The sequence below is a fragment of the Bifidobacterium asteroides genome (genome assembly GCF_009683175.1).
GTDB classification, from domain to species: Bacteria; Actinomycetota; Actinomycetes; order Actinomycetales; family Bifidobacteriaceae; genus Bombiscardovia; species Bombiscardovia asteroides_H.
Genome location: NZ_WKKW01000001.1, coordinates 318229 through 336266 on the forward strand (window position 1 = coordinate 318229; position 18038 = coordinate 336266).

General features: G+C 58.3%; 16 protein-coding genes. 6 read left to right on the plus strand and 10 right to left on the minus strand.

From position 1 onward, the window contains the following. The first annotated feature begins 481 nt into the window (after positions 1–481). Positions 482–727 carry a TM2 domain-containing protein gene (locus tag GKC41_RS08705; protein ID WP_172636718.1) on the plus strand — a complete coding sequence of 82 codons (246 nt, stop codon included), beginning with the start codon at positions 482–484 and terminating at the stop codon, positions 725–727. 25 nt (positions 728–752) lie between these two features. On the opposite strand, the gene GKC41_RS01405 is transcribed toward GKC41_RS08705, so the two are convergent. After that, a complete protein-coding gene (locus GKC41_RS01405; protein ID WP_154312606.1) occupies positions 753–3407 on the minus strand; it encodes a multicopper oxidase domain-containing protein in 2655 nt (884 codons plus the stop codon). 58 nt (positions 3408–3465) lie between these two features. Here GKC41_RS01405 and GKC41_RS01410 point away from each other — a divergent pair, with 58 nt between their 5' ends. From GKC41_RS01410 to GKC41_RS01420, 3 genes are read left to right on the plus strand one after another with little or no spacing between them, the layout of a single operon-like run. Next, the gene (locus GKC41_RS01410; RefSeq protein WP_154312607.1) at positions 3466–4194 is read left to right on the plus strand and encodes a helix-turn-helix transcriptional regulator; all 729 of its coding nucleotides are present in this window, start codon (positions 3466–3468) and stop codon (positions 4192–4194) included. Next, positions 4194–4580, plus strand: a complete 387-nt coding sequence (gene fdxA, locus GKC41_RS01415) for a ferredoxin (protein ID WP_029678651.1) — start codon at positions 4194–4196, stop codon at positions 4578–4580. Before GKC41_RS01410 ends, fdxA begins: the two co-directional genes overlap by 1 nt. Next, positions 4577–5182, plus strand: coding sequence for a DNA-3-methyladenine glycosylase (locus tag GKC41_RS01420; RefSeq protein ID WP_154312608.1), 606 nt, complete (start codon positions 4577–4579; stop codon positions 5180–5182). The genes fdxA and GKC41_RS01420 overlap by 4 nt, the downstream gene beginning before the upstream one ends. Positions 5183–5228: 46 nt before the next feature. Here GKC41_RS01420 and GKC41_RS01425 read toward each other — a convergent pair whose 3' ends face one another. The 5 genes from GKC41_RS01425 to GKC41_RS01445 all read right to left on the minus strand — a co-directional run bounded on the left by GKC41_RS01425 (position 5229) and on the right by GKC41_RS01445 (position 12614). Then, positions 5229–6476: an MFS transporter gene (locus GKC41_RS01425; protein ID WP_154312609.1), complete on the minus strand. Its 1248-nt coding sequence runs from the start codon at positions 6474–6476 to the stop codon at positions 5229–5231. 54 nt (positions 6477–6530) lie between these two features. Further along, a complete protein-coding gene (locus GKC41_RS01430; RefSeq protein WP_154312611.1) occupies positions 6531–7712 on the minus strand; it encodes an SLC13 family permease in 1182 nt (393 codons plus the stop codon). A 244-nt stretch (positions 7713–7956) separates the two neighbouring features. Next, positions 7957–9318, minus strand: a complete 1362-nt coding sequence (locus GKC41_RS01435) for an MFS transporter (protein WP_229281592.1) — start codon at positions 9316–9318, stop codon at positions 7957–7959. A 92-nt stretch (positions 9319–9410) separates the two neighbouring features. Then, complete coding sequence (locus GKC41_RS01440) at positions 9411–10355, minus strand: nucleoside hydrolase (protein WP_154312614.1); 945 nt, start codon at positions 10353–10355, stop codon at positions 9411–9413. A 105-nt stretch (positions 10356–10460) separates the two neighbouring features. Then, positions 10461–12614 (minus strand): DUF2075 domain-containing protein, encoded by a 2154-nt coding sequence (locus tag GKC41_RS01445; protein WP_229281552.1) that lies wholly within the window; start codon positions 12612–12614, stop codon positions 10461–10463. A gap of 67 nt (positions 12615–12681) precedes the next feature. Here GKC41_RS01445 and GKC41_RS01450 point away from each other — a divergent pair, with 67 nt between their 5' ends. Next, on the plus strand, positions 12682–13014 hold the full coding sequence (locus tag GKC41_RS01450; protein WP_154312618.1) for a nucleotide pyrophosphohydrolase: 333 nt from the start codon (positions 12682–12684) through the stop codon (positions 13012–13014). 10 nt (positions 13015–13024) lie between these two features. Here GKC41_RS01450 and GKC41_RS01455 read toward each other — a convergent pair whose 3' ends face one another. After that, positions 13025–13798: an HAD family hydrolase gene (locus tag GKC41_RS01455; RefSeq protein ID WP_154312620.1), complete on the minus strand. Its 774-nt coding sequence runs from the start codon at positions 13796–13798 to the stop codon at positions 13025–13027. Between the two features lie 49 nt (positions 13799–13847). Then, positions 13848–14126 carry a helix-turn-helix domain-containing protein gene (locus tag GKC41_RS01460; protein WP_154312622.1) on the minus strand — a complete coding sequence of 93 codons (279 nt, stop codon included), beginning with the start codon at positions 14124–14126 and terminating at the stop codon, positions 13848–13850. Between the two features lie 145 nt (positions 14127–14271). On the opposite strand from GKC41_RS01460, the gene GKC41_RS01465 reads away from it, so the two are divergent. After that, positions 14272–14481: a hypothetical protein gene (locus GKC41_RS01465; protein ID WP_154312624.1), complete on the plus strand. Its 210-nt coding sequence runs from the start codon at positions 14272–14274 to the stop codon at positions 14479–14481. 121 nt (positions 14482–14602) lie between these two features. Here the strand turns inward: GKC41_RS01465 and dnaG are convergent, their stop codons facing one another. Both dnaG and GKC41_RS01475 read right to left on the minus strand, forming a co-directional pair. Beyond that, the gene (gene dnaG, locus GKC41_RS01470; protein WP_154312626.1) at positions 14603–16681 is read right to left on the minus strand and encodes a DNA primase; all 2079 of its coding nucleotides are present in this window, start codon (positions 16679–16681) and stop codon (positions 14603–14605) included. Between the two features lie 57 nt (positions 16682–16738). Further along, the gene (locus GKC41_RS01475) at positions 16739–18022 is read right to left on the minus strand and encodes a deoxyguanosinetriphosphate triphosphohydrolase (RefSeq protein WP_154312628.1); all 1284 of its coding nucleotides are present in this window, start codon (positions 18020–18022) and stop codon (positions 16739–16741) included. Positions 18023–18038 lie beyond the last annotated feature (16 nt).

The following is an 18038-nucleotide window of genomic DNA, read 5'->3' on the forward strand; positions in this document are numbered from 1 at the left end:
CCATAGCCAAATAATGACCAAATAATTCTTTGCCCTACTTTTTTAAGTCTTGGCTGAACAGATTTCAGGGCCAAGTCCTCTCTTTAGTCAAACCCTCTTGGAGATATAATGTTGCATTCCCACAATGGTATGGATAAGAAAGGCAACCATGAACGATTGGCATCAACCCACAGATAAGCAAACAGGCGAGAACCAAGACCCGACGGCTCAGGCAAGCCAGAATTATTCAGGCTACAGGGGATACGGGCAAGAGCCTGCCAACCAAAGCTACAAGTCTGCTTCCCAGCAGGGTAATCCCTCAGCAACTGCCAACGGGTACCCGGATGCGAATCAAACTTGGCAGGCTCCGAGCACGAGCACCCAGGGAGGGCCGCAGAATCCCTATGGCCAAACCACATATACGCCTCAATCCAACAGCACCAGCGGACCGGCCCAAATTCAACCTTGGCAGCTTCAGGCCCAATATATCAGCGGACCGGGTATGTCGAACAAGTCGAAGGTCACAGCAGCCATTCTGGCTTTCTTCCTAGGCGGCTTCGGCATACACAACTTTTATCTGGGTAAGACCGGGCGTGGGGTAGCTCAGCTGCTGATCACCATCTTCGTCCTCTTCATCGGCCCTCTCATCTCTTCAGTATGGGCCATCGTAGAAGGTGCGCAGATTCTTGGCTCACATCCAGGCTCGCCTTACCACATGGACGGCAAGGGACTCCAGCTGCAGGATTGAAGACGACAGACGCCGATTAATTGCGTCATGACACCCGCAGGATGCCATGCGCACCCTTCTCGGCCAGGCTCATGACGTGGTTGACTATGGAATAGTCGCCTGGCTGATCGACCTTGAGCTCCACAAAGCCACCTTGGGCCGGCAGCAAGGGTAGGACCTGCGCTCCGGCCGATGAAGCACCGGCAGAATTCGCATCTAGACCTCCGCCTATCAGAAAGCGGCCCTCAGTCCAGACCGTATCGAACTGGGTTCCCACGATATGGAAGGACAGAGGCTGGTTGGGACCCGCATCCAGAACCCAGATGCGGACCCTCTGCCCCCTCTCCAGCTTGAGAGGGTGGGCGTCATATTGAAAGGCCCGTCCGTTGAAGGTCATGATATCCGGGTTCATGGCCGCCACCTTTCCAGCATCGGCAGTCCCTCCATTGGACCCCAGATAAATTTCGGACTGGACCAGAACATACTCCGCGCTTACCGGCGGCAGGGTACCGTCATCGACAACCACAGCCCCATACATGCCGTTGGCAATATGGTTTGACATGGGGTCGCTGCTACAGTGATACATCCAAATGCCAGCCCGATCCGCGGTGAAGGTATACAGGAGCTCCTTGCCTGGCTCTATGTTGCGCATCATGGTTTGAGGGACGGCCGGGCCGGCATGAAAGTCAATGGAATGGCTCATGCTTCCCTTGTTCCTGATGGTTACTTCAAAGGTGTCTCCCACCCGACCTCTGAGCACCGGACCTTGAGCCAGGGGGCGCGACCCTTCATCCCGTGGATCGCCCGCATCATCGAAGCTCCAGACCGTGCGATCAAGCCCTGCTGCCACCTGCTCCTTGCGCTCTTTGACGTCCAGCGTGTATTTTCTGGTTCCAGCCTTCCCCTGATTGTCCAGTGGCGCAAGGGCGGCCTTGGCGGGGTCGCTTTTCTCAGCCTGTGACTTGAGCTTGGCAGCTGATGGGATATGACTTAGGGCCGCCCGCCCAGCAGAGGACTGCACTTGCTCGGTAGTTGTTCCACCCTTTACCTGGACCTTGAGCTCCATGCCCATCTGACGATGCCCTGCCAACGAGCACCAGCCCAGTGTGTCGCCCCCCAGGACCCCTACGTCAACCGAGACGCTCTGGCCTACCGGAACTGACCCCGTGCTCTTGCCATTGGCGAAAACCAAGTCATGCCGTTGATCTCCGGTGTTCTGAAAATTTACAACCAGCCGGTCGCCTGCCTCGATGGTGATGATATCCGGCACAAAGGCCATCCCCTTTACTCTGATTGAAGCTCGGCTGATGTGACCCGTCGGCTGGACGCTCTTCGACGAAGCCTCCTGGACGCCTCCGGTGGGCGCAGCCCCGACCGAGACAGCCAGCGTCGGCCGCAGGGCCATCAAAACAACGGCGGCCGCCAGGACCAGCACTGTAGCCGAGGTGGCGATCAGGTCCATCCGCAGGGCCTGGGTCCCGACATATTCAGCTTGCGAACCCTCGGGCCGGCGCCGACGGTAGCGCTTGGATGCCAGGACCTGCTTGCCACGAGCAGCCAGGTAGACCACGGTCAGCATCATGGAGAGGATTCCCAGGACATTCAGCAGGTTCCCCGCCTTCCACAAGGGCGTATAGAGCCGGATGGCTCCGAGGAGCCTGATCAGCAAACCAACTTGTATAAGCGCCCAAGCGCCCCAAAGGAGCGGATGAAATGGCAGAGGCCTGCGAATGACGGAGGGGACGATCATGCAGACATGGGCAATGACCATGGTCATGATGAATCCCACAGCCAAGGCATGCAGTGCCATGTCGCCCCAGTAGGTGCTGGAATCCAGAGGTGCCGCCATCCAGATGAGGGCAGCCAGGAGTCCCCAGGCATAGGCCGACAGCATGCAGGTGCCCATGAACCCTGGCAGGCCTCCATGACGGAAGGTGCCCTTGGCCACATCATGACTGGCCATGACCAGGAGGAGCAGGCCCAGTGACAGCCCCAGAAGCGGATAGCCGACCGAAGGCGCCATGGCTTGGACCGGCAGCATCAGGACCGCCAGGAGGCTGAGTCCCAGAATCCCCGATTCAAGACGGACATCCGAAAAGACCGCCCTGGCCAGTTCCACCCGCTCACCGACGATGGTCAGAACCAGAAAGAAGAGCCATGTTGGAGCTAGAACCGAGGCGTCCAATCCTGCAACCCATGCAGCAGCCCCGACCAGACCCACCAGGGATCCGAGGACCTGTATGAGCACCTCCGCAGAAGGCTGTCGACGCCAGATGGCCAAGTACATAGCTGTCAGGACCAACATGGACAAAGTCCACGGAATGCCGCCAAAAAGCTCCACTCTGACCCATGCCGGGGCAACAGCGGGGCTCGAAACCATCAGCGACAGCAGGCAGAGCAGAGACCCCAGCAAGCCCAAGGCGGGAGCGAAAAATCCCCATGAGGGCTTGCTGGATCCGCCACTACGATAAGCCACTGCCCTTTCAAGACCAATGGCAGCGCCCAAAAACCCATAGACCATGAGCCCGCCATGCAGATCAGCCAGGGGGACCCTGCCCGAGGGGTGGATCAGATCCGAACGGATCAATGCCGCAACAAGGCCAAGCAATGCAGCCAGACCTGCGCCGATAAGGAGGACCATCCTGGACCTGGGCAAGGCCATTCTGCCGCCGGACTTGCGCATCTTCTGGTCATTGTGCATGAGTCTGTCCGCCTTGTCCTGGGTTGATAATTGATTTGATAGTTATACAATTTAATCGATGAGTCAGGAAATTCAAGCCCACGGCAAGCGTAGAAGCGGGGAGGAGATCCGCTCCGCAATCTTGGACTATCTGCATGTGGCGGCCGAACAGACCGGTACGGGTCTGACCGCACAGCAGGTTGGAGAAGCCTTTGGCATCCATCCGACGACCGCTCGTTTCCATCTTGAACATCTGGTCGAACAGGGCGAAGCAGTCCGCCGGAGAAACGACAGCGACGGTCAATCAGCCGGACGGGGCAGACCCGCTGTCATATACTCCCCCACATTCATGAACCGGGTCAGGGAGGATATGATCTCCTCGCTTTGCATGGCTCTGGAAACCGCCTGCCCCGATACTGACAGCAGGGATAGAGCCGCACTGAAAGCAGGTCAGGTCTGGGGTCGTGCCCTGGCCAGACAAAGCAGAGGGAATGCAGAAAAGGACCTGTCATCAAGCATGACGCAGACACTGTTGAACACTTTGGCCACCCTGGGGTTTGCTCCGGTTACGGCAGAACCGGATTCAGCGAGTCTGTATCTGACCTCATGCCCCTTCTTGGACAGCGTCAACGCCCATCCCATTATCTGCACAATCCATCTGGGTATGGTCCAAGGAATCGTGGAGGGCAGCAGCAAGGCGGCCAGGGACAAAAAGGCCAGCGTGTCGCTGAAACCTCTGTCCTCGCCAAAGGGATGCTTCCTGAAAGTAGCAACAGCAGACAACCAACCAAGAAGGAGCGTAAATTAATGACCTACGTGATTGCCCAGCCCTGCGTGGACGTCAAGGACAAGGCCTGCGTGGACGAGTGCCCGGTGGATTGCATCTACGAGGGCCCAAGGAACCTGTATATCAACCCCAACGAATGCATCGACTGCGGCGCATGCGAGCCGGTCTGCCCCGTGGAAGCGATCTTCTACGAGGAGGATCTGCCGGAGGAATGGACCTGGTTCAAGGATGCCTCCGAAGACTTCTTTGCCCAGGTCGGCGATGCAGGCGGCGCCCAGGCCCAGGGACCCTACGATCACGACCATCCACAGGTCGCAGCTCTGCCCCACCAGGATAATTTCGTCTGCATTCAGCCGGAATCACGTGGCCAGCGCGCGGTCTGGGTCCGCAAGGACCAAACGGAATGAAGGCCGGTTCAGGCCAGGACGATTACCTGGTCTTCCCTAACTTTTTGGACCGTCCTGTGGAGGAGGCCGCCCGGATGCTTCTGGGCTGCCTGATCATCCGGGACTACGAGTCGGAAGGTGAACAGGCCAGGGTTCGGATCGTGGAAACCGAAGCCTACGATCAGAATGATCCGGCCAGCCATGCCTATCACGGGCGATCGGCCCGCAACGATGCCCTTTTCGGCCCCAGCGGACACATGTACGTCTACTTTACCTATGGAATGCACTACTGCATGAACGTCTCCTGTCAGGAGGACGGATTCGGCGCTGGGGTACTGATTCGAGCCTGCCAGCCAGTGCAGGGTCTGGATCTTCTACGTAGCCACAGGCACGGCCGTCACCCGGACCGGGAACTGACCAACGGTCCCGCCAAGCTCTGTCAGGCCTTGGACATCGACAAGCGCAACTACGGCCATGACCTCAGGAAACCGCCCATCCGCCTGGCAGCCGCAGGGCTGGCCCAGGACGAGACCATCACGGCAACCCCCCGAATAGGCATATCCCATGCCAAAGAGACCCTGCGACGGTTCGTCATCACCGGCAACCCCTACCTGTCGCGATGAAAGGACGGAATCCTACACTTCTGACTTCTACGGCCTAAAGGGCGGCTTATTGCTCAACGTAGCGCGATTCCACACAGCTCTGGAATCGGACAAGCGAGAGAATGACAGCAGCCAGCAGAGCGATGATCAGCATGCCTATGAAACTGCCTGTTACCGGATTCAGTCCGAACACTGATGAAAAAGCCTTGAAGGCCCAGGTGGATGCCGTAAAACCGAGGCTGGTGGTGGCCGAAAAGATTCCCATTACCAGTGGATAGCGCTTGCGTGGAGTCAGATTGGACAGGAGGAAGGGGCAGGTAGCCATATTGATGGCGCTGCCCGAACCAACCAAAAAGGCGGATAAGCAGACCAACGGGAAGGAGCGGGTAGTCAGGAAGAGCAGGGCGCCCAGGGCCATCAGAAGGAAGGCGACCGGAATGGTCCATTGTCGACAAATCCGCTTGATGCCGTTGATGCTAAGCCCGATCACGACCGAGGAACCCGTGTTGAACATCAGGGCCACCCCGGCTGCGCTGGTGCCGCCCAGACCGTACTTGGCTATGTAGACCGCAAGCTTGTTGTAGAGGACCGCGACCAGGAAAATGCTCAGAAACCCGATAAGAATACAGGAAATGGTAGCCCACCAGCATTGTCCGCTTTTTCGGGAGGACGATACTTTGGAACCTACGACCTTTCCCGACTCCTCCTCGACGGCACCGACCCCGGGGACCATGAAGATGACCAGGACCAGGGCAGGCAAGGCCAGGAAATAGAGCCAATAGTTGTGCAGCCACCCTCCCTTGGCCAGAACACCGCCCAGGGCAAGAACCAGCATGGAAGAGCCATCCTGAACAGCAAGAACCAGCCCCATCAGCGCCGCCAGCTGCTTCCCGCAGAAGAACCTGGCCGACAGACTAGGGAGAACTGTGGTAGCGATACCCACGCCAAACCCGACTACCAAGGCAAACAGGAGAAGCTGGCTTACGCTGCTGTGCACCACCAAGGGCATCAAGCCGCCCAGGGCGACGCACAGACAGCTGATGCAGGCAGCAATTCTGAAACTCATTCTGGTCAAGAGTTGGCCAAATAAAAGAGCTGAAACTATAGCTGCCGAAGAGCCTATGGAGACCACCGATTCAACGGTGGAGGGATCGGTATGGGGAAAGGATGCCTGGATGGCTGCAACGGAAGGAGAGATGATGGAGTCAAACCGCGACATGATGGCCAAGGCCATGATTCCGACCAGAACCCCAAGATTCCGTCTGGTCAATATCCCTGTGTGCTTTGGCTTAGACTTGCACGGGGCCGGTTCCATCGTTCCTGCCTCCCTCTCAATGTTAGCGGCACCATTTGGTTGATGGAGGGCAGTCTACTCCAGCAGCAGGGCCATGCCAACCAACACGACGAGGAAGAGCAGATTAAAAACGGTATAGATTTTCAGGTAATAGCCTTTCTTGCCCGGATACTGCTTGACTACAGCCTTGTAGGAAATCAGTGAGGCCATTGAAGCGACCAGGGTTCCGAGCCCACCCAGGTTGGTGCCCAGAATAATCGGACGCCAGGCTGTCGAAAAACCTGAGACCAGCAGGGCCGTCGGCACATTGCTGATGACCTGGCTGCACAGGACCGAGGTAATCAGAGGATGAATATTGACCAGGCCACTGACCAGGTTGTAGAACTGGGAGATCCTCCTGGCATTGCCTATAAAGATGAAGAAAGCCACGAAGGTCAGCAGCAATCCCCAATCCACATGTAAAAACACCCGCCTGTCACAGATCAGGAAGGTCAGCGCCACCACCAGAACCATGGCCCACTGGGGAATCAACTTGGCTACACCCAGCAAGCAGACGAGAAAGAGCAGGAGATAGATGGCGATGCGCCATCCGCTGGACTGCTGCATCTCCTTGACCTGAGGCTGTATCCCCTCCTCCCTGGGTGCTAATATGCTGCGTCGAATCTCTTGCGCATCCATGCCTTCAAACTTGTTCAGATGCTGATTCCTGAAGGCAAACCAGCAACACAGGAAGAGCATCAAAGCGGCAACCAAGGCATAAGGCGCCATGAGGAGGAGGAACTCACCAGTAGGCATCTCGGAGCGGGCCTTGAGATATAAGTTATGAGCATTGCCGATGGGCGTCAGCATGCTGCCCACATTGGCACCCAGGGTCATCAGAGTGACGATCAGCAGAGCATGGTTTTCCAGCCCGGCCATGATGAGAACAGCAATAGCGAAGGGCACGAAGGTGACCAAGGCTACATCGTTCGTGATGAACATGCTAGAGAAGAAAGGCAGAGAAACCAGGACCAAGGCCAGGCCCCGCACCGAGCGGACACGACTCAGCAGGCCGGCTCCGATGGCATGGAAGACCCCGATGCGCTGAAATCCGCAAACCACCATCATCAGGGATCCCAGCTGGGTGAGGGTATTGACGTGGATGTAACCCAGATATTGCCGGTCGGGAGGAATGAGGATGCAGGATACGAGAGCGATGACTGCCGCGACGACCAGGACGGTCTCGTTTTTCAGCAGTCCGATCACCCGATGTTGCATGGTCACCTCCGGCGAACGAATTCCTCACTTAGTTTACGCGCCCGCCCATGGCTTACAGGACCTCTCCTGGCGCTATTTTCCGGCCCTGAGCCCATGGTCGGGACACTCGGCGCTACTGGCTGCTAGTCTGTCTGGCCCCGACTTTTGACCCTTGTCGGATAGGCGCAGAGTCGGATGCTCATAAAACGTGAATAGGGGCCCTGCGGATAGGTTGCATTTGCAGGACCCCTATCAGATGGCAATACTACTTGTCGTTCATTCGCTCCGGATCCGGAATCAGATAGGACAGAGCCAGGGCAATCAGCACCAGCACGCCGCCGCCGATCATGGCCGCCACATAGCCGGTACGGGCTCCACCGGAAGCCGCCAAGCCGCTCATGAATGCGTAGAGGACCGCATAGCTCAGGCCTGAGCCCAGGTTGAAGGCTCCGGCGTTGAGTCCCGGCAGATACCCGGTGTTGTCCGAAGGAGACAGGACCACGCCCAGCCCGTTGAGCATGATGTTGGCCGTCCCCGCATAGGAGACGCCCAGGATCAGGGAGAGGAGCACCAGACTCCAGATACTGGGGACCAGGCAGACATAGATGCCAAAGACCAGTCCCAGCACGCTGACCAACTGGCCCACTCTCAGAACCTTGAGGTAGCCGAAGCGCGAGGCCAGCGTCCCGGCCACCGGGCCGAAGACCAGGCCAACCAGGGCATATGGGGTCAGTGTGGCAAAGGAGACGATACTGGCCTTCAAACCAACGCCGACCTCGCCGTCCTGGGCCAGAGCTGGAACTATCCCGTTCATGATGGCGAAGACACCCACCATGGTGGTGAGAGTCGTCAGCAGCAGGCCCCAGGTACGCCGCTGCTTGAGGTAGGTGGTGGTGACCATGGGCGCCGACGTGGAGCTTTCGACTTTCCAGAAGATCATGAAGAAGACCGCAGCCACCAGGATCTCGACGACTACCAGAATCCAGCGCGCCTGGGCCAGCTTCTCGACCTCATTGATAGCCAGGTAGGCCGCCAGGAAGGCGATGCACAGGCAGACCACACCGGCCCAGTCCATGCGGGGGCGATCGTCTGCATAGCTCTCGCGGGCGAAGAGGGCCACCAGAAGGACGGCAATCACCGCAATGGCCACCATGAACCAGAAGACCGAGCGGAAGCCGAAAGTGCCGGCCAGCCATCCACCCAGGATGGCATCCACGCCGCCGATGCCGCCGTTGACCGCCGTCAAAACGGCCATGAGCTTGGCGTAGCGGGCCTCATCAGTCACTTCGGCGTGCAGCATGATCAGGGTCATGGGAACGACCGGACCGGCCACCCCCTGAATGACGCGACCAATCATGAGCACCGTCACATTGGGAGCCAGAGCGGAAACCACGCATCCCAGGGCCGTCAGGCTCAGCATGCCCAGCAGCACCTTCTTGCGGCCAGCCAGATCGCCAAGCCGAGGCAGAAAGAGGGAGAAGACCGCACAGGAGGTGAAGAACACCGTCTGGGTCAGACCGATGCTGGAGCTGCTGGCATTGAGCTCGGTCCCCATGGTCGTCAGGGCCGGCGAGAGCATGGAGGCGTTGAGCTGGAAGGCGAAGACGGCGGCCATCAGGGCCGTCATCAAGGCGACTATAGAAGCGCCGGAGCCACCAGCGGTCGTGGCAACGGGCTTGTCATTCTTGGGCGCGGCTGTGTTCGAAGTCTTCATTGATCTCATCCAATCGCGGTGATGGCCTTGACCACCAGGTCCCAGAATCCCTGGAAGTCCAGCTTGACGGCCACCTGGGTGTGGCAGTCCTCAGCAGAGGGCTCCGGGCCGCGCAGATCGGCCACGGTCATCCCACAGGTCAGGTCCCCGCGCAGTTCCACATCCACCGGGCAGCGACGGGTGCTCACAATAGAGGGATCAATCAGATAGGCCACAGTGCAGGGATCATGCACGGGCGGGTCCACGAAGTCCTGGTTGTCTTGGTAGGACTTGCGGAAGAAGTCCATCAGCCCACTGACGAAGCGGGCCAGATCGGTGCCGATGCCCTCGATGCGCTGCTGAACCTCCGGTGTGCACAGGGCCTGATGAGTCAGATCCAGCCCCACCATGGTGACCGGCCAAGGCTCATTGAAGACGATATGAGCAGCCTCGGGATCCACCTTGATATTGAATTCAGCGACAGCGCTCCAGTTGCCCACATGGTAACCGCCGCCCATGAGCACGACCTCGCGGACGCGATCGACAATGCGGGGTTCCTTGCGGACGGCCATGGCGATGTTGGTCAGGGGTCCAGTGGGAACCAGGGTCACCGTGCCCGGCTCCTCGCGCATGATGGTCTCGATGATCCAGTCGACTGCATGGCCGGAATCCAGGGGCCGGGTAGGCTCAGGCAGCTCGACACCATCAAGACCAGTCTGGCCATGGATGGAAGCGGCCACCTCCTGAGGACGCACCAACGGCCTATCGCATCCGGCATGGACCGGCACCTGGCGCGCATGTGCCTTCTCCAGCACAGCCCTCGCATTATAGGTAACCTTGTCCAGACTCTGGTTGCCGCCAACCGTAGTCACTCCGATCAGGTCGATCCGCGGATCGCCTACTGCCAGAAGGATAGCCACCGCATCGTCATGACCTGGATCGCAGTCCAGGATGATCTTGCGCGTCGTCATATACTCGCCTACGCCTTTCTCATGAATATGTCCTGGGCCATTGACCATGGCCCAGGACATGATACCGCTGATTGGCATTCAATCGATGTAGGCGCGTTAGACTGGTCAGTCCCGGACCTGGGCGAACCCACCCACTGCCCAGGCCAGTCGATCCCGAAGCTCGGGATCGACCGCGAATAGCCCCAATCCGTGCACCCCTCGTTTGAGCAGCACATTGAACTCGTGCCGAAGATTATCCACAGGATTCATCTCCGGCTCCGACCGCTGATTGGTCGCCAATGTGTTAAAACTGAGCTTCGGTTCGAATTCGATCTTTCCGTTCCTGTAAGTGACCGAGGGCCCGATAATGACCCCCGCGTAGTTGAGATCAAAACCTTGGATGGTGAAGATGGAACCCACCTCATCAATGGTGAAAGGCAACTCGGCCCAGGCGATCCGGTGATTTGCAGTGGAGTTTCCCTGCGCCTCATATAGCTCGTAATTCCAGGGCATGGCGAATTCACCATCCCCGTCCTGCCCCTCTTCGGCCCACACCCACTGGCCTGAATCCTCTTGGCGTAGTGCAACCTGCCAATGTCGGGAGGGTTCGCGTGGATCCGGGTGATTCTTGCTGCTATAAGGCCAGTCATAGGTGGCCAGGAGTCGGCAGAGGCCCAAGGAGCCCTCGCCCCTTTGCTCCTGGTCCTTTCGGCGAATGAACTTCCTCAAGTCCGTAGGCGAGTCAAATACCTTGATCTCATAAGGATGTTCCGAAGGATCCGGACGCAAGGGACCAATGACGCCATCCTTGGCTGTCATCCGATCCAGCCAAGCGCAGGTTGCAGGGTCAGCCTGAATGCGCATCTGTTGGTCCAAACGAACATGACTGACCTGGAAGGTATCCTCGCGTGCATGCCGGCCATCCCGTGACTTCTCACGGATGAGCATGGGTCGCGAGAAGGTTGTGCCATGCTCGGAACCCGTCAATCCCAGAAGCCGACTTTCCTGGGCATCCACGAACTGGGATCCACGCAAGACCTGTTCCGGGTCGAAGACCACGATGGCCACTTTTGACCGCCGGAGAATATCGTAGAGCTGGTTGCCTCCGGAGTAGCTCTGCGACCCTTGTGTCAGCAGCAGGTGTGCCTCGTCAATCAGCACCACATCCGCCTTGGCATCGACGCTATTCATAGGATCCGCCGCCCTGCCCGTGGATCGGCCATTTCGATTGGTGTGCTTGCTGAACCGATTGATGAACTGGACAGCGCCAACCACGCACTGGCCGCGTTGCTTTTGCAATCCAAGCTTCAGAGCCATCTGGTTATAGACATTGGCCTGCTCGGCCTGGTTGACAATGATGTAGGAACGCTGCCTGGCCTTTGCCGAACGGTTATCGTCCTTGCCGTTCATGTTCCCATAGATGCCATATCTGGCACATATCTGATAGAAGAGATGGCTGAGCAAAACGGTCTTGCCGGTCCCTGACATGCCCTGAACGACAATGACCTGGGTATGGACTTTATCGTTGATCCGAACCGGTCCTGTCGATTCCGTCAATGAGTGGAAACCCTCGTCACGATTTTGAACAATGACCGACTCCAACACATGCAGCACAGCCTCTTCAGCCCGCCGTTGCTCGTCGGTGAGTTTGCGGAAGGGCGAGGCCTTGAACAGGGCGGAGTCCAGGATCGCCTTCTCTTCCGGAAACAGATCGGGCTCCATTTCGTGCAGGGTCTGCCAGGCCTTGGAAAAAATGCTGTCGAACTCATCGCTGGTGTAATACATGTCCTGAGCGTTGGTTCTCCGGTTCATGACCAGCTTGACCGCATCGACGCTCTGCATATACCCCATCAACCGATTTTCCATATCCAGGGTCAAAGACTTATTGAAGTGGCGATCACCGATGATGTACTGACAAACCCTGTCCTGATGACTACGCATAAATCGCACCAGGCGCTCCCAATCCGTCCGGGTCCGTGGATCCAGCTCTATATGCTGCCTGGTCCGAGAACGAATGTCGTTGGTTTCCCCGACATAAACCACATAAGGAGGTCCACCACCATGCTTTTTGCCACTGTCCCCTAGGTCGGCAGAGACAATATATACAGTGGGATAGCGCAGGAACAACTCCTCAAGCAGCCTCTCCTCGAAATTGCTGTCCCGGCTGCCGACAGCTTCCGACTGCTTGTACTCGGCAATAGCCTTGGAAAAATCCTCATCCCTGAAATTGCCATAGGGCAGAGTCATCACTACAGGCTGCGGCGCACTTGATGAATCCATGATCTTCACTATGCCACGAACCCATACCAAACTGATGCAAGGAGAGCCGACTGATAGGCTCGAAATCATGATCAGCAAGGAAACGGAAACAGCGGTTATGGATTTTGTGCACGAGCGCGACTGGGATCAATTCCATACGCCCGCAAATCTGGCCAAATCAATCTGCATCGAAGCCGCCGAGCTCTTGGAATGCTATCAGTGGGGGGATGATCCCAGGGACGGAGATGAGGGCCACGTGACCGACGAACTGGCTGACGTGCTCACCTATTGCATCCAGCTGGCGGATCGGCTGGATCTGGACATGGACCAAATCATCATGGACAAACTGCAAAGGACGGCCGAGAGGTATCCGGTGGCAACCTCACGCGGCTCCAGCCGGAAATACCGGCCCCTGCAGTAGGCGGATCGATTCAGCAGGTCTGCGCAGCCGACGGCCCCGACCGTCCGAGTCGCTTGGCGATCAGTGCGGATAGATCATCCAAGGAGACTCCCCGATAGCTGTTTATGGAAGCGAACTGAGGGCCTGACGAGGTGTCGACCGGATTGGTGCCGGTATAGGCCACAGTGGTGGCTCCTGATGCCACAGCCGAAGTGATGCCGGTCAAGGTATCCTCGAAAGCCAGGCAGGAGGCCATCAGATCAGGACTGTTGATGCCCACCAGACCGGCCGCATGCAGATAGGGGGCAGGATCAGGCTTCTGCGCCAGCCCATCATCCCCGCAAACATAGTCGGCAAAAGCCCCCTTGGGTGCCTTGGCGACCACAGCCTGAGCCATGCGGCGTGGCGAAGTAGTGACCAGAATCGAAGGGATGCCAGCCTCAACCAGGTCTGTCAGGATGGCACGAACCCCTTCGATCCATGGCATGTGACGCTCCTCCATGGCGATTACCCCATCGATCAACAAATCCGGAATCTGGTCCTCAGGAAGGTCAAGACCACGCTCCCGCATTAACCTTGCCACTTTGGTGAGAGGTTTGCCGGAAGCCTGCCAGCCCATGTCGGCATTCCAGTCCCCCCCATGCTCGCGCACCAGATCGACCTCCGCCTGATGCCAGTAGGGCTCTGAATCGATCAAGGTTCCGTCCATGTCCCAGAAGACCGCAAGCGGTCGGTGACCCATAGCAGACCGGGCTTTGTCAGTCGACCCGGCACGGCTTTCTTCCTTTTGATGCTCCATGTTCATGCATTCACCCTATCGGCAAGGCTTGTCTTGAAAATGGCGTCACCCCACACTACTGTGCATGAAGATCCGGCCATGGATCAGGCAGTAACTCATCCAGACTTACATTAAGCACTTGAGCAATTGCCATGATGTTGATCAAACTAGGATTTGCCGGACTCCCGGGTCGCGACTGACCATGCTCCAGCTGTTGATATGCAAACCGGGAAAGATTGGCATTATAGGCGACGAACTCTTGGCTGTAATGCAAAGCCGTCCTTCGACGTTGTATGTTCAAGCCTAATACCACAGCGTATTCCCCCCACCCACTCGGTACTTGAGAATGTGCCATACGACCAAAGTAGGGACAAAGAGTGAATTATCATGCTTTACCAGTAATACTATATCTGTAAGGCATTACGGGTTTGTAAACAAGGAAGAATTCTCAAACTCTGCCTTGCATCAACAATGGATTTGTCGCTGTTCAAGCTACTGCATTGCTTGTAGTAGCGCCTAGATATGGATATTTCTTCGTCATCGGAGCCAACAGTCTTTTTGGTATCGACACGCAGACACCCGACTGGACGCTGACACCCTTGGTCCAACTAGCCGTCCTGCATCTGGAGGCTCAGGCGATCTACCGTCACACCAGGAATCCCTATCTGGGTGGCATCATGACTGCGATTATGGTCACCGTGATGACCTGAATCAACTCCCAGCTCTACTTCTCCGCCTTACAGGAAACTAAAAACCCAAGTCCTTCCCGCCCCTGTTCGGAAGCAAAGATGTCAACAAGGATAGGGAGGACCAACCTATCTGATCACCAGTTCACTCAGCGTTACCGAAGACCTGATTGCGCAATTCGTTGCGCTGGGTCTCGTACTGGGTGAGCTGGCCAAGAAGGTCGAACTTTTCCTGACCGTCGGGTAACTGATTCATCCGATGCCTGGCCGAGGCAATAAGCCGCATGTAGGTGGCGTCCAACAGTCTTGCCAGCAACTCGGAAGCATACTGACGCTCCTCCGGGCTAGGCTGCTTCAGCTGAACATCCGTGTCATCGGAGTCTGCACCCTGTTCGTCTCCCTTATCGCCTTTCTTGGAGCCCCTCTGCCTATCCTCCTGCTTATCCAAATTCAGCGGCAAGGGCATGACAGCCAGCTCGTTGATGGCCGACTCCAGCATGGGCCCGCCAGCCTTGGTCAGATTATGCATCCACAGTCCCTGGGGCGTTTTCCTGTCGGGCAGTCCCCCGGCGGCCTGCACCGCCCGATAGAGCGAGCGGAAAATCGGAACCTCGAAACTTTCCGGACTCAGCTGGCCGAAGGCATCGGATCCGACCGCCTCGGGAATCTGGATAAGCACGCCCATGAACTGCTGCTCGCAAATGAAGACCGAATCATCGATGTGATGATAGCCCTGTCGGAGGGCATCCTCACGCTGTATCCTCCGGCGTTGCATGGCGTCGTCGCTGCCATGGCCCGCGCGACCCCCCGATTCATTTGCACCGCGGTGAGGAGTGCGGACCGCATAGGCATCCTGGTCCTTTACATGCAGCTTGCGACGGGCCCTGTTGACCTCCTGACGCAGCAGATCCAGATCCACGCCGATTTTTCTGGCGGTCTTGCGGGTGTAGGCCCCCACCAGGGAGCGATCCCTGATCTGCGCCAGGATGGGTGCCACAGCCTTGACAGCCCCCATTTGCCCGGTGGTGTACTGGGTGTCGAACATGGCCACAGCGGTGTCGATGACGAAGTCGTACAGCGGCCGGGCATGCTCGACCAATGATCGCACGGCCTCATCACCGTACCGGATACGCAGATCACAGGGATCCAGATTTTCCCGGGCCACCGCTACGAAGGTCTGCGTCAGGAAGCTCCCGTCAAGGCCGAAAGCATGCAGGGCGGCCTTCTGCCCGGCGGCATCCCCGTCGAAGGTGAAGACCACCCGGGAGCCCTGGACCGGTCCCACCAGTTGGATAGCCCCCAAGGCGTCATCAGAGATGAGTCGACGGACGATCTTGGCGTGGTCCTCGCCGAATGCAGTGCCGCAGGTGGCTACAGCCGTGTCGACGCCGGCAAGGTGGCAGGCCATGACGTCGGTATACCCCTCCACGATGACAACCTGCCGCTTTTTGACGATGGCATCCTTGGCCAGGTCGATGCCGTAGAGCACCTGATTCTTGCGGTAGAGCTGGGTGTCAGGCGTGTTGATGTACTTGGCGTTGATGCCGTCGTCCTCGTAGAGCTTGCGAGCGCCGAAGCCCAGGGTGCGGCCCGTGGAATCCCTGATAGGCCAGGTGACCCTGCCCCTGAAGTAGTCGTAGACTCCCCGCTGCCCCTGCCTGGCCAGTCCGGCATCCAGCATCTCCTGCTGGGTGAAACCCTTGGTGGACAGGTGACGAACCAGGTTGTCCCATCCGCGTGGGGCGTATCCGCAACCGAAATGAGCGCTGTCAGCCTGGGAGAAGGTCCTACCTGCCAAGAGCTTGCGCGCCGCCAACGCCTCCTTGCTCATGATCTGCGAGACAAAGAACCGCTGGGCCTCCTCGTTGGCCTCCAGCAAGCGGGAACGTTTGGACCCGCGACGCTTGTCCTGACGGGAGTTTTCATAATGCAGCTCGATCTGGTACTTGTCTGCCAGGATCTCGACGGCATCGCCGAACTCGACGTTCTCCTCCTGCTCCACGTAGGTGAAGACATCGCCACCCAGGCCGCAGCCGAAGCAGTGCCAGACCCCCATGGACGGACGCACCGAAAAAGAAGGAGACTTCTCGTCGTGGAAGGGGCACAAGCCCATGTAGGTGCCGGAACCGGAAGGCTTCAGGGTCACGCTTTCAGATACGATCTCATACAGATCGGCCTTGGCTCTGACCTTCTCGATGTCTTCCTTCTTGATCATTCCGGACATGACACCCAGCCTACCGGCCCAGGGCGATGTGTTGCGCCCGGCATAAATGCCGCAGGCCTACGGGCAGACCAGGGAATGCAGGGCCAGCGCCGAACCGTCCGTCAGTGAGGCCACCTGGTCGATGGCCACCCTCAAGCGTTCCCCGTCCGAACCCGCCTGGCGCCAATCCTCCAGGAAGACATCCTCCAGAGCATCCGAGGGTGCTGGCGAGTCGGCCATCATCACCTCAACCAGGTCAGTCACAATCTTCAATTGCTCCTCGTGGAAGGGTTCCTTCTCGCGTGGAGCCATTACGAAGTAGACGGCAATCCCCTTCAAGGCCACAATCTCATAGGAAGTCCGGGGAGGGATGACCAGCCCTGCCGAGTACCTGGTCAGCGGACCTTGGCCATGGCGGCTTCGAGTGGCTGCCTCCACGGAGTCGGCAAAGCGGCCTATCAGATAGCTGGTGGTGTTCTTCAACGTAGCCAGGGCGCGGCGTGACCCATCGAAACCCAGCGGCAACATGCCACGGACGGTCTCCAATGCCCGGACCAGCTGGTCAGCATCCCAGCGGTCCCCATACCAGGATCGGGCGGCCCGGACCACGCCATCGATGATTCGAGGCTCAGCCAGTCGTTCGGGCACGAATGAGCCGACCACGATGGCATCCTCCACGTCGTGAACGCTGTAGGCGATGTCATCAGCCAGATCCATGACCTGGCACTCCATAGGCGTGCTGGCCTGCGGTGCTCCCTGCTTAAGCCAATGGAAGACCTCTTGATCATCTGGATAGACGCAGAACTTGGCGGTCCTCTCCCCCTTGGGATGAGCCGAGGCCTCGGCCAGGGTCCAGGGATATTTGACCGCAGCATCCAAGGCTGCCCTGGTCAGGTTGACCCCTGCTGAACGTCCGTCCGGGTGGAAGACCTTGGGCTCCAACCTGGTCAGAAGTCGAAGGGTCTGCGCGTTGCCCTCGAACCCTCCTATGTCGGAGGCCAGCGAGGACAGAGCACGCTCGCCGTTGTGGCCGAAGGGCGGATGACCTAGGTCATGGGCCAGGCAGGCGCAGTCCACCACATCGGGGTCGCAGCCCAGCATGGTGCCGATCTGCCGTCCGATCTGGGCCACCTCCAGGGTATGGGTCAGTCGTGTGCGGGCAAAGTCGTCAGTGCCGGCGACAAGGATCTGCGTCTTGGCCCCCAACCGACGCAGCGCCGAAGAATGAACCAGGCGCGCCCGGTCACGTTCGAAGGCAGTCCTGCTACTGGTCTTTGGAGGCTCTGGCGCCCACCGTTCCTGATCATGGGCGGAGTAGCCCTCAGCCAGCAGGCGGGATCCGCCCTCCTCGTCAGTGCCCATCAGGCGCGTCCGCTCC